Here is a 13196-nt window from a genome sequence, read left to right on the forward strand (position 1 = left end):
GGAGGCTCGGTATAATTATCTCCCAGCTGCGGGGTTTCCATCGGGGGTTCTGTCTGCACCGGTACAGGTGTCATGACCGGAGCAGATATCTCCCCGGTTGGTTCTCCGGTGAAGAGATCAAGCTGCTGTGCTGTACCTGGTTCAAAGAGGACAGATTGTGATGCAGGGATACCATTTATCTGAAATGTGATGATCTGGTCTCCTGCCTGAACTTCTTCTTCGGTCAGGTTCACCTTCAGCCTGGGATCAAAGAGGCCCGGACCGCCGTAAAAGCCATCTATGTCTGTAATGATGGAACCTTTCGGGATATCCCGGATGAAGGCGGTGATAGTCGTTCCAACCGGTGCTGGTGCTCCGTCTATCAGGACATTTCCGTAATATTCTGCGGGAAGTGGAGGGACTGCCTGAACCGGCAGAACGCATTGAGTGATAATGAACAGGATAAGCAGGAGAAGCCCTGGCTTGTTCGATCTCATACGGGTATTAGATTTGTATTCTGATTACATGAATGAATTCCACCTGCCCGGATCGAAAACCCGTACTGCTCCAGGAATACTTATTTATATATTCTGGTAAATCTCGTAGCAATGAATCTGTCTGCAGAGAGAATTACCGTCCTTGCTGTTGATGATGAAGAGGAAATTCTTGAAGTAATCAGTCAGTATCTCTCTGAGGATGAGCATTTCACGGTTATTGGTGTACAATCCGTCGGAGAAGCTCTTGAGACGATGACTCACCATGATATCTCTGCCGTAGTCTCTGATTATCAGATGCCAGGAACAAATGGCATAGATTTTCTCTCACTTCTCCGGGAACAGGGCAATACCGTCCCTTTTATTCTCTTCACCGGACGGGGATGTGAAGAGGTTGTTATCCAGGCGTTAAACCTTGGGGCAGATTTTTACATGGTCAAAGGTGAGGATCCTGCTCTTCAGTTTCAGATGCTGAAGATGCAGATTCTCTCTCTTATTGAGAAGAAGAAAGCAGATGAAGCGCTTGTGACTAGTCTCAAAGAGAACCGGCGGATGCTCTCCCAGCTCCGGGCAACCCTTGAAGCGACAGAAGAAGGTATCCTGGTCACCGACCGGGAAGGATATGTCACCAATTTCAATGAACGGTTCTTACTCTTATGGGACATCTCTTCTGAAGACCTGAAAAACACCCATATTGAGGAGTTTCTAAACCGGTTCTCCCATGTGATATCAGACGAATCTCTCATTACAGAGATTGCCAAAACCAAAGATGAGCCAAGATCCCAGAGACGGCACACCCTGCACTGTCCAGACGGGAGGGTTCTGGAGATATTCATCCGTCCACAGCAGTGTGATGGACGAATAATCGGAACCGTGTATAGTTTCAGGGACATTACTCCCCGGGTCAGGGCTGAAATGCAGCTTCAGGAGAGTCGGGAACGTTTCAGGATCCTCTTTGATCAGTCTCCGGTCGGTCATATGGTCATCAGCCCTGATGGGAGGATTACTGAGGTAAACCGGGCCTGGCTCTCCCTGATGAAGCGTTCACGGGAGTCGGTTATCGGTCTTCCATTTACAAATATTCTTACCGAAGAATCAAAACAACTGTTTTTTGCCTGTCTGAAAGAGGCGCTCAATTCCAACCAGGGACACAGTCTTGAACTGGTACTCATTGACGGAGAGGATGCCCCGGTAACCGTCCTGGTAGATGGAAGTGTCATCAAAAACACTGATGGGAATATTCTTTATATCCAATGCATTCTTCGGGATATTACCTACCAGAGAAAGACCGAAAAGCGTCTTCGCTGGACCGAATCTCTCCTGACCGAGATCGTCAGCATGCTTCCCTTTGGCATATGCGTCACCAGAACCACCGATATGGAGATCGTATATCACAACAAACATTTCCTCGATATCTGGGGCCCTGATATCATTGCTGATATGCCCAGGACCGGAAGTCCCCCAACCCTTCAGGACTTCTTCTCCGCAGCGAACGGATTTCTGGAACATCCGCTCCATCCTTGGAATCCGGATGTCTGTAAAAACCCTGATATCTCATGCAGGGATATTGAAGTCTCGGGGAAACGGGTAATCAGGGGATTTTCCCGAAGACTTTCAGAAGAGGACGGCGAAGACAGGATACTCTGGGCATTTGAGGATATCACCCGGTTTCGAAATCAGGAAGAGGAGATACGCCGGTATGCACGGAAAATTGAGATACTCAGCAGGGTCATCTCTCTTTCGGGCAGGGCCGGTTCAGCCTCTCTCCTGTGTGATCTCTCATTATCAGCCCTCATTTCTGTTCTGCACTTTGAAGGAGGTGCATTTTACCTTCTCTCCGGTGATAAAAAAACACCGGTGATGGCAGCACATTCCGGACTCTCCCAGGAGTTTATTCGTGAAATCACAGAGATACATCCGGACGACTATGCCTTTCTCTATACCGAGAAAAAACCCCTCTTTACCAATAATCTCTCGTACATCATGCCCGAATTTGCAAAACGGTGGGGCATTGCCGGATCAGCATTTATCCCTGTCCTCTCTGGTGAGAGATTAATCGGTTCTATTCACCTGACCAGCAGGAGACCGGCCCTTGTGTCGATAGAAGAGCAGGAGGTTCTGCTTGGTATCGGACGGGAGATTGGAAACGGACTGCAACGTCTCAATGATCAGAAACAACTGGTTGAAGAGCGGAAAAACCTAGAAAATCTGGTTCAATCGATTGGAGACCTGGTTATTGTTATTGATGAAACCACCTCAATCATCCTCGCGATAAACGAGGAGGTCGTCAGAAAAACGGGTCTTTATAAAGAAGAACTGATTGGCCGACCAATCCGAGAGAGTCAGACCCCGTATCTTACCCTGCTGCCTCTTGAAAAAGCAGCATATGATTACCAGCCGATAAAATATGCCGTTCCCCAGGCGGATGGTTCACGGATCGTTATGGAAACCAGAATTACATCAGGATCATGGAATGGAAAAAAAGCATATTTCTGCCTCTGCCGTGATATTTCATCGACTATTCTTGCCCAGGAAGAGATCCGTCTCTCAGAAGAGAGGCTGAATGCAATCTTTCTTACCTGCCCGATCGGCATCATCCTCTTTGACCCTGATGATACCATGATCCAGATAAACCCGGCAGCGGTGTCCATGTTTGGTATCATGGATCCCCTCGACCTTATCAGATACTCCTACAAGGATGATCCCAATATCCCTGATTCAATAAAGAAGAGGATTGAGAACCGCGAGGCATTCACGGCTGAAATGACTTATGATATGTCACGGATCAGGTCTGTTCACAATCTCCGGACAACCGGGTCTGACATCCTGCAAATCAGAATCATGGTAACACCGGTTACCTTTTCAGTCTCCGGGATGCGTGACGGGTTTTATATTCTGATTGAGGATATTACCGCCAGACATCAGATCGAATCAGAACTTCGCCTGATGACACAAAAGCTTGCCCGGATTATGGATGCAAGTAATGACGGGTTTTTCTTTTATCAGGTTCACACCGAAACCATCACTATTTCGCCTCGTCTAAGCCAGCTGCTTGGTCTCTCTCTGGACCGGGAAGAGTATCCCCTTTCTGATCTCCTCAGGTTTGTTCATGATGATGACCGGGATATGGTCCAGTCCCTCTTTGCGTCCCTTTCACAAGGGGGGCATGAGACAGTATCGCATGAGATCAGGATAAAAAATCCAAAGGAAGGGTATATCTGGGTCTATCTGAGAGGGAAGATAACCGGTTATGATGAATCAGGAATTCCAACCAGCATGGCCGGAGCGGTTACTGATATCACCAGAAGAAAAGAGAGCGAGCAGAAACTTCTCGAGAGTGAGAACTTTAACCGGGGACTGGTTTCCAGTCTTCCCGATTATATCATGATTTATGATCAGTATGGGACCATTTTGTATGTAAATGAGAGTTCTTCACGGGCCATGCGGACGGTGAATGGTGATATTATCGGAAAGAATATCCTTGATTTCATCTCTCCTGAGATGCGTTCATTCGTGAAGGTTCAGTCTGAAAAGAGGCTCCGGGAAGAGACGCTGGAGCCCTATGAAGTCAGGATCATGAGGTATGATAATTCATTCATTGATGCAGAAGTCCAGGCAACCAGTATTCTGTATGAGGGAAACCCGGTAGTTCTTGCGGTCCTGACCGACATCACCGAACGGAAACGGAATGAAGAGGACCTTGCCAGGTATGCCGAGACATTGAAAGGGACCGTTGACGCACTGGCGTCAGCAAACAAAAAACTTAACCTGCTCTCGAATGTGACAAGACATGACATATTAAACCAGGTTCATATCATTATGAGTTACCTGGCTCTCCTTCAGGAGTATTCAATTGATCCTGAGATTGAACACCTCCTTGAAAAAATCGCTCATGCAGTCGGGTTTATTCAGAGGCATATCGAATTTACACGAAATTATCAGAACATCGGTGTCCACTCCCCGGTCTGGCAAAAACCTGATGATATCATCAGAAAACTTGACTTTGAAGGGAAACGGGTGAACATAGAACTTGATCCCATTGAGATGTATGCAGATCCGCTTCTGCCAAAAGTCTTTGAAAATCTGCTTGACAATACACTCCGTCATGGCCTGAATGTAAGCACCATCTTCGTTCGGTATGAGGTCCAACCGGATAACCGGCTTTTGCTGGTGTGGGAGGATGACGGTGCCGGCATTGCAGAGGATGCAAAAACAAGGATTTTTGAGAGAGGGTATGGAAAGAACACCGGTCTTGGTCTCTTCTTAATCAAGGAGATCCTCTCCCTCTCCGGTATTACCATTTACGAATCAGGAGAGAGTGGAAAGGGTGCCAGATTCTGTCTTCTTATTCCTGAAGATAAATACCGGTTTTCAGGTAGTATGATCTCATGAAATAGCCGGTTTTAAATCCTTGATTTACCTTTTCATTATAATTTTAAAATTGTAATAATTTCGTAACATCTTAATAATAATCGTACTAATAGTATGCTGGGTATACTATGCATATTCCAGACGCATTTATTCCACTTCCTCAGGCAGCAGTCTACTGGATTATTGCCCTTGTATTTCTTGCCCTTGCTATCCGGTGGGCACGGTCTGAATTAAACGAGGATAAAATCCCCCTGATTGCAGTCCTTGCAGCCGGTATCTTTGCCCTGCAGAGTTTTAATCTGCCGGTTTCGATGGGAACCAGCGGTCATCTCGTGGGTGGTGCCCTGGCAGCCATTGTTCTCGGATCACCGTTTGCCGCAGTCTTTATCCTGACGCTCGTTCTTATCATCCAGGGTTTTATTTTCGGGGATGGCGGTATCACCGTCATGGGTGCGAACATCCTGAATATGGGTGTTATCGGTGGATTTGTAGGGTATTACACATTCCAGGGTCTGGTAAAAGTTGTGAAAAATCCGTATCTCTCAAGTGCGGTTGCAGCATGGCTGGCCTGTCTTATCCCGGCACTTGCCTGTGCGGTTGAGATGTCCATTGCAGGGACCTTCCCGCTGGTCCCCGGACTTGTTGCTATGGGAATCTATCATGCAATTATCGGAGTCATTGAAGGGATAGTGACCGCGGTCATCATCTATGTTCTTGCCATGGCTCGTCCTGATCTTGTAGATACCTCTGTGGGAGTTGCATCAGTATGATTGATAATAAGACGTTCATTATTGCAGGTCTTCTGATCTCTCTTCTTATCGGAACCGTTGCAGTATTCCTTGCCTCCGGCGATCCGGACGGTCTTGAAAGTACTGCGCTTGTTGTATCAGGACAGAAGGAACTGGCCGGACCTTCTCCGGAAGAAGGTGATCCCGAAGTGATTGGAACCGGCTCATTTGCATATGAATCACCGATGCCTGACTACTCTCTTGGTGAAGAGATGGGTTCAACCGGGGGTATTATTGCGATAGTTGTCGGGACCATCATCACCATGCTGATTGTGATGGGTGCATCATATGCGATACGGTTGAGTAAAAACTCTCAATAATTACAATTTTAATAATTTTCTTTTTTATTTCTTCCCTTTTCATACGAAAATAAGATCAGTATAATTTTATCACTTGAGCTGTAATCCATAGTACTGAAAACCTGAAGATCCATTCCAGGTTCTCTGCTATTTCAGAGCAGGAGACAACCCCATCATGCATATTATCGAGACCCAGGATCTCTGTCATACCTATAAAGGCAATATCGACGCCTTGAAAAATATCTCGTTTATTGCACCAAGGAATACCCGTATCGCCATCATCGGGCCAAACGGAGCCGGGAAAAGCACTCTCTTTAAACATTTCAATGGTGTATTACGGCCTACCAGTGGAAAAGTCCTGATCCGGGGAGAGCCGATAACCAAAGAGAATATACGGGAGGTCAGACGGACTGTGGGACTTGTGTTTCAAAACCCTGATGACCAGATCTTTTCTCCTACCGTTGAGCAGGATGTGGCTTTTGGTCCCATAAACATGGGTCTAGACGAGGAGGCGGTAAAGCACCGGGTTTCTGAAGCATTACGCACCGTCGGTCTTTCAGAGTACCGGACACGGGTTCCTCATCATCTGTCCGGCGGTGAGAAAAAAAGGGTCGCGATAGCGGGTATTATTGCGATGGAGCCTCAGGTCCTTGTTTTGGATGAACCGACTGCAGGACTGGATCCGCAGGGAGTCAGGGAGATAATCAGGGTTATCCGTGATTTTTCCGTCAGGTACGGGATGACGGTGATCTTCTCAACCCACAATATCTCCCTGGTTGCAGAACTGGCGGAATATATCTATGTGATGAATAATGGATCCTTTGTTGCCAAAGGAACCGTTGCCGAGATTTTTTCACAACCTGATCTCCTGTCCAGTGTCCGTCTTGATCTTCCCATTCTGCCCAAACTCATATCTTCACTCCGGTCACAGGGCATTGCTATTGATATGGGATATACGTATCAGGAGGCTGAGACCGCATTTTTAAAGGCCTTTGGTAAGATTGCATGATAGAAGACTTATTTGACCTCGAGCAGGTGACATCACAGAAGAGTGTCATTCATTCTCTCGATGCCAGGGTGAAGATCATCGTCTGCTGTGCTGCTATTGTGGCTCTCGTTGCCGTTCCCTATTCCCCGGTTGTCTATATCGTATCAACAGTCTTCTTTCTTCTGTTTCTCCTTCTCTGGGCATTATCAAAAATCTCTCCGGTCATCTATTTCCGAAGGCTCCTTCTTGCTCTCCCGTTTGGATTTATGCTCTGTGGATTTCAGATTTTTTTTAAAAACCGCTATTATACAGACTACCATTCACTCCTTGAACTGCCCCTGGGGATTCACATATATTATGAATCGGTTGAGTTTGCCTCGATATTACTGGTGAAATTTCTGGTCTGCTACTCATTTATCGTTCTCCTGTCCTCAACCTCATCACTGCAGGATCTTCTTGAAGCAGCAGGCCGGCTCAAAGTCCCTCCTGAACTCATTCTGGCTTTGGGTATGATGATCAGGTATCTCTTTGTGTTTGGTATCATCTACCGGAAAGTCACCGATGCATTAAAGACCCGGTTATTTGATCCATTTGATCACCGGCTCCCCTACCGGTATCGAATTGTGAACATGGGATATATGATGGGATCACTGTTCATCAGGTCACTAGAGCAGGGAGAGCGGACCTATGCCAGTATGCTCTGCCGGGGATATGGGCGTGACAGTTACATCTTCATCAAAGAAAAGCCCCTGCTCCGGTCAGATCTGATGTTTCTTGGTCTGTGTCTTATCCTTATCATCATGGTTTCCCTGCTTTGCTGGTATGATCCCTTCTCCCTCATATGCCGGTTTGAGGTCCTGCCCTCTTATCAGGGGTAAGGTTCTGGCAGCAGGGAGTATTTCTCCGACAGGAGATGTAAAAATACCAAGGCATAATAGCGAAGGAAGGTTACCACCGGAGTCATTACCATGAGAGTTATCACAGCCATTACGAGAAATGGCACAATATATGCGGTGCTCAGCAGGTCATGAGACGATGACAGTCCGGGTATCATATGGAGAGATGAACCCCCGAGTCCTTCCATCACCGCAACCAGAAGAATGCCCAGGATGACTCCCGTTCCAATATTTATCCCTATCTTGATCATCAGGTATATACCCATCTCATCCCACTTCCCCGTTATCTCCTGCAGGAATATCTTCCATCCCCTGATGATGCCACAGGTATGAACGATCATAACCGGTACAACAAAGTCGGTTGTGATAATGGTCAGAATCCAGACCGGAATTATCAGGATGAGAAGTCCTGCCAGTGCATACAGCAGGGCGATAAAGAATGCCGCAGGATTATCAGGCTGCGATACAAGGACCGGAATGGCGATACCGGTGATGGCAATCACCGCACAGATGCCGATGATCAGAATGGTCCCCAGGTAAAATCCGAGCAGCCTGATACCCATTCCTGCCCGTGCCCTGAATGAAGGGAGTAACTCCTTCGTTTTTGCTGAGAGATAGTCGACAAAGATAAACTGAAAGATCGAGCTGAAGAGAGCATATATGAGTAATATCAGCAGAAATCCGCTCATCACAGTCCCAATCAGGGATGCCTCGTTCATGACGTTACTTCCCCCTGATTGCCCGGAGAGCCAGAAAAAGTCGCCATACGAGAGATCCTGGGGGAAGGGACTCGTAATCCATGCCCCGATAAAGAAAGAGATGATAAAAAGCCGAAGTATCTGTCCTGGTTTACATGGCCAGAATCTTCTGATGGTATATCTGACTGATGGAGAGATGGCAAGAATTGCAAGATATTCACTCATGGGAGATCTCAGTGTGTGCCATGTTCATGCGGTACATCCATACTGACATTGTCTGATCCCGGTATCCCGAACCGGACATAGAGAACACAAGGGTGTTTTTTTGCAGAGTTTATTACCCAGGTACACGATCTGGGCATGATAATCATTGTATAACGGAACATCAGGGGATAACCGGTTCATAAAAAATTCCTGCATCTGGTCATATGATGCATCATCTTCAAACCATCCCTGTCTGGATCCAATCCGGCGGGTATATGCATCAACCACAAAGATAGGTTTCTCAAGGGCATATAACAGGATTGAATCAACAGTCTCAGGTCCGAATCCGGAGAGGTTCAGGAGTTCCTCTCTGATCCTATCAGTAGGAAGGGATGCCATTCTGGATACATCACCATCACAGGTCTCAAGAAACCATATAAGAAAGGTCATGATCTTCCTGGCTTTCTGGTTGTAATATCGGGAGGAACGGATCAGGGGTGCTATCGTATCCTGGCCTGCCTGATACAGGAGGCGTGCATCCATAAGACCTGCTTTCTGGAGGGCACACACCGCCTGGCGGGCCCCCTTCCAGGACACATTCTGGGCTAATATTGCGCCAATTATTGTTTCGAATGCAGTATCTGCCGGCCACCAGTGCTGCAGTCCGTGAGTATCACGAAGAGCAGTATAAAAATGAATGAGGTCTGCAGTGTCAAAGTCTCTCATACCATATAATTCCCTTAGAGAATGGAATCAGGATTCATATATTCTCCATGGATGAATCCGCAGGTATCATACGGGTGTGGGACGACATACACTATATGCACTTTCAGCGTCGCTTCCTTCTTCTCTTAGGGATACTGGTGCTGTATGGAATCCCCCTGCTTGTCATAGCCGGACAGGAAACATCCTGGTCATTCTATACTCTCCTCCGTATTGCGGGAATATGGGGTTTTATCTCATTATCGCTTGGTGCTTTGCTCAACCTGAAGAAGGGTGTGGTCAAGTCTCAGTTCGGGAGACCCTTTATCAGAATTCACCATTATTTTGCCATCAGTGGTCTGATTCTGGTAACCATTCATCCGGTATTGTACGCATATCTTGCTCTTGATCCCGGAGTGTTTATTCCTGATTTCTCCTCTTTACATGCCTTTTTTGCCACCGGCGGGCGTACTGCTTTAATTCTTCTGTATCTGGCCTTTTGTGCAGGTCTTGTCAGAATGGCTCTGAAGAACCGGTGGAGATATATTCATATTCTTGTGTACCCTGCCCTGATTATTGCGGCAGTGCATGCAAATCTTATCGGTCAGACGATGACTCATCCTCTCATATATCTGATCATAAACGGTCTGGTTTTGTCTGTGTGTTGTACGTTCGTGTACATCAGGGTTCATAAAAGGGACCGCCATTCCAAGAGATACCGTACCGATAGATGATAAATGAGATGAAAGACCACATACTACCATCAATGCCCCTTCTGAAGATCCCTTATGGTATCAGTAATTACCGCATGATCCGGGAAGAAGGATATGTATACGTTGATAAAACCCGGTTTATCAGAGTGCTTGAAGGGTATCCTGAACCATATATCTTTTTCCTTCGTCCAAAAAGATTTGGTAAAAGCCTCTTTGTATCACTCCTCAGTTTGTATTATGATATCGCTGCAAAAGATGATTTTAATCTTCTTTTTTCAGGGACTGATATCGGGAAAAACCCGACTCCGATGAGAAATAAATATTTTATTCTGAACTTTGACTTTTCCGGGATTTCAACAGATTCAGAAGAGATATTGAGGGAATCTTTTGCAAAAAGTGTATTCAAATCAGTAAACGCCTTTATTGAGAAATATTGTCCTCAATGCTCTCCCATCGAGATGGATTTTGCTCCTGAATTACTTCTCATTTTTTTAAAAATTATTGAGCGCGAGATAAACGGGCCAGTATTTGTAATTATTGATGAATATGATCATTTTGCCAATGAGCTTCTGAGTTTTGATCTGACACTGTTTCAAAATTCTGTGAGTAAAAATGGTTTTATCAGAAAGTGGTATGAGGTTTTAAAACAGGGGACAAAGACGTCTGTTCGCCGGATGTTTGCAACCGGTGTATCTCCTATTACACTTGACAGTCTGACATCAGGATTTAATATCGGGAAAAATCTGAGTCGAAGTTTGAAATTAAATGAGATGATGGGATTTACAGCCGAAGAGGTTACCTGGCTGGTTGCAGAAACCCTTCCCCAAGGATCTCTTCCTCCGGCGATGATGGGTACAATACAGCAGTATTATAATGGATACCTGTTCAGTGAAAAGGGAGAGAAACGGGTTTTTAACAGTGATATGATCCTGTATTATCTGAGTAGTACTTATGAACAGGGTGAGCCCCCCGAATCTCTGCTTGACATGAATATTGCGAGTGATTATGGCAAACTTTCCCGAATCATGCGGTTAAAATCCCCGGAGAGTAATATTCCTGTTCTGAAAGAGATTGTATATGATGGAGAGGTTTCTGCACAGATAACCCCTCAGTTCTCAATGGAGAAGGACTTTACCAGGGATGACTTTGTTTCTCTTTTATATTATCTTGGCCTTCTCACCATCAAACAGGCGATACCCGGTGAAGTGGTTTTACATATTCCTAACTATGTGATTCGGGGTCTCTATTATGACTTTTTCACGAAAGTTATCAGTGAAGAAGGATCATTTGCTATTCAGCCGGAAAGAATACGTGAGGCGATGAGGGAGATCGGCTATGAGGGACGATGTTCGAAACTTGTTGGTTTAATTGAAGAGATTCTTCATGCATTTTCGAACCGCGACTATATCGGGTTTGATGAAAAGTATATAAAGGTTTTACTTTTTACATATGCCCATATGAGTAATCTGTACCTGGTAAAGTCCGAGTACGAAGTCCCGGACGGGTATATTGATATCGTTCTCATTCCACGGGAACCATGGAAACCTGATTATTATGCGATGTTCGAACTGAAATATCTGAAATCAGGTGCATCGGAGGATATGATCCGGGAATTATCACATGAAGGGATTGATCAGTTGAAGCGGTATTCAGCAACTTCAGAATTCTCTGAAATTACAAACCTTAGAAAATGGGTTCTGGTGTTTGTTGGTGACCGGTGCGCTGGTATTTGGGACATGTCATAAGTGGTTTGTTGTCTGCCAGTCACTTTTACTCCAAAATATTCAAAAAAAGAGATATTGGGCTATTGCAGTCATCTCCGAAGAAGCAGGGCCAGCGGTAATGGCTGAGATGAACGGACTCTTTATCCGGGCAAAGGGGGATAATGCACGTATGGTAACTGCTGGGACCGTTATACCAAAGACCTGGCAAGAATATTCTTTATCAGGTCCCTGAATCTGGTGCACCACCCCATATAAGGCTCTGGTGCAGTATATTTCCTATCCTTGGAAGGTTTCTCTGGAGACAACATCCGGTATTATTTAATGCACTGGATAGCATACAAGTGACATTAGACAGTGACTCTCATGCCTCCGAACGTGCTGATCGTAGATGATGAACCCGCCTTAAATGAGTTGTTTGTTATAGGCCTCAGTAAATATGGGTTTAAAACTGAAGGGGTTCTTGGCGGGCAGGAGTGTCTGGATCTTCTCAGTACTCAGTACCGTCCTGATCTCATCCTCCTTGATATGATGATGGAACCTATGGACGGGTGGGAGACACTTAACCGGCTGAAACGAATAGAAGACGTCAAACATATCCCGGTCATCATGCAGACCGGCAAAAACCTGACCTACCGGGAAGCTGAGCAGTTCTCCTATTGTATTGAAGATTATATCATGAAACCTATAACTCCAAAGCGATGTATCGACCATATCACCGGTGCTTTGAACAAAGTCAGATCAATTGAAGAAATAATCAGCCATGGATTGCGCGCTGGGTATCCGGAGGAGAAGATCCGCAGGCTTGCACGGCTTTATCGGACGATAGAAGTCGCACAAAAACTCCTGACAATCCTACAAGAGCGATACGGGAATCATAACCCTTCCGAAGATAATGAAACATACGGACCTGACGAGTATTCCTCTTTTCTCCTCCGTCTTCAGCAGGAATATGATGACCTGCAAAAAGAGATTAATTTCACTCTTGGCGGTCTGAAACCGCTCCCCAAAAATTAATTATTCTTACTCTTCTTCATTGCAACCATCTATCACACAGGATTTGATGATTGAACCAACTGCCCTGAAGGCATCCTGAAGATCCTGGTAATTTGGAATGTGAGCCTCTCCCAGCATATCGATGGCTGCTTTCATTGAATCTCCACCAAGGAGACACCCGACAACCATGGATCTGGTGAACCGTGAGAGACGAATCATCTCATGAGCCAGGTTTTTCGGGTCCATCAGGGCAACCGGAGCGGTAATGACCACCGCGATATCCCAGAAATTCTGGTATTTTATCAGGATATCAAAGACACGGGCAAACCGTGACGCATTGCTGTCAC

At 45.8% G+C, this 13196-nt stretch carries 11 protein-coding genes and 2 pseudogenes; 9 read left to right on the forward strand and 4 right to left on the reverse strand.

Annotated elements, in window-relative coordinates; genetic code table 11:
- Nucleotides 1–476 (reverse strand): annotated as a pseudogene (locus LDL35_RS09245) (hypothetical protein); the annotation flags it as partial.
- A gap of 111 nt (nt 477–587) precedes the next feature.
- Here LDL35_RS09245 and LDL35_RS09250 point away from each other — a divergent pair.
- From LDL35_RS09250 to cbiQ, 5 genes are all read left to right on the forward strand, one after another.
- Nucleotides 588–4865 (forward strand): PAS domain S-box protein, encoded by a 4278-nt coding sequence (locus tag LDL35_RS09250; RefSeq protein WP_304022021.1) that lies wholly within the window; start codon nt 588–590, stop codon nt 4863–4865.
- A 107-nt stretch (nt 4866–4972) separates the two neighbouring features.
- Nucleotides 4973–5614, forward strand: coding sequence for a cobalt transporter CbiM (cbiM, locus tag LDL35_RS09255; protein ID WP_304022023.1), 642 nt, complete (start codon nt 4973–4975; stop codon nt 5612–5614).
- Nucleotides 5611–5952: a PDGLE domain-containing protein gene (locus tag LDL35_RS09260; RefSeq protein WP_304022025.1), complete on the forward strand. Its 342-nt coding sequence runs from the start codon at nt 5611–5613 to the stop codon at nt 5950–5952. The genes cbiM and LDL35_RS09260 overlap by 4 nt, the downstream gene beginning before the upstream one ends.
- Before the next feature lie 154 nt (nt 5953–6106).
- A complete protein-coding gene (locus tag LDL35_RS09265; RefSeq protein WP_304022027.1) occupies nt 6107–6940 on the forward strand; it encodes an ATP-binding cassette domain-containing protein in 834 nt (277 codons plus the stop codon).
- Nucleotides 6937–7797, forward strand: a complete 861-nt coding sequence (gene cbiQ / locus LDL35_RS09270) for a cobalt ECF transporter T component CbiQ (RefSeq protein ID WP_304022029.1) — start codon at nt 6937–6939, stop codon at nt 7795–7797. Before LDL35_RS09265 ends, cbiQ begins: the two co-directional genes overlap by 4 nt.
- Here cbiQ and LDL35_RS09275 read toward each other — a convergent pair.
- Both LDL35_RS09275 and LDL35_RS09280 read right to left on the reverse strand, forming a co-directional pair.
- Nucleotides 7788–8738 carry a hypothetical protein gene (locus tag LDL35_RS09275; RefSeq protein ID WP_304022031.1) on the reverse strand — a complete coding sequence of 317 codons (951 nt, stop codon included), beginning with the start codon at nt 8736–8738 and terminating at the stop codon, nt 7788–7790. The two genes, cbiQ and LDL35_RS09275, sit on opposite strands and share 10 nt — an antisense overlap.
- 24 nt (nt 8739–8762) lie before the next feature.
- Nucleotides 8763–9443, reverse strand: a complete 681-nt coding sequence (locus LDL35_RS09280; protein WP_304022033.1) for an endonuclease III domain-containing protein — start codon at nt 9441–9443, stop codon at nt 8763–8765.
- Nucleotides 9444–9490: 47 nt separating this feature from the next.
- Here LDL35_RS09280 and LDL35_RS09285 point away from each other — a divergent pair, with 47 nt between their 5' ends.
- From LDL35_RS09285 to LDL35_RS09300, 4 genes are all read left to right on the forward strand, one after another.
- Complete coding sequence (locus LDL35_RS09285) at nt 9491–10153, forward strand: ferric reductase-like transmembrane domain-containing protein (protein ID WP_304022035.1); 663 nt, start codon at nt 9491–9493, stop codon at nt 10151–10153.
- Between the two features lie 8 nt (nt 10154–10161).
- Nucleotides 10162–11877: an AAA family ATPase gene (locus LDL35_RS09290; protein ID WP_304022037.1), complete on the forward strand. Its 1716-nt coding sequence runs from the start codon at nt 10162–10164 to the stop codon at nt 11875–11877.
- Nucleotides 11843–12088, forward strand: a complete 246-nt coding sequence (locus LDL35_RS09295) for a hypothetical protein (RefSeq protein WP_304022038.1) — start codon at nt 11843–11845, stop codon at nt 12086–12088. The genes LDL35_RS09290 and LDL35_RS09295 overlap by 35 nt, the downstream gene beginning before the upstream one ends.
- A gap of 131 nt (nt 12089–12219) precedes the next feature.
- Nucleotides 12220–12870, forward strand: a complete 651-nt coding sequence (locus LDL35_RS09300; protein WP_304022040.1) for a response regulator — start codon at nt 12220–12222, stop codon at nt 12868–12870.
- A gap of 6 nt (nt 12871–12876) precedes the next feature.
- Here the strand turns inward: LDL35_RS09300 and LDL35_RS09305 are convergent.
- Nucleotides 12877–13196: pseudogene (locus tag LDL35_RS09305) on the reverse strand (CoA-binding protein); the annotation flags it as partial.

The organism is Methanospirillum hungatei (assembly GCF_020216685.1).
In the GTDB taxonomy this organism is placed as follows: Archaea; Halobacteriota; Methanomicrobia; order Methanomicrobiales; family Methanospirillaceae; genus Methanospirillum; species Methanospirillum hungatei_B.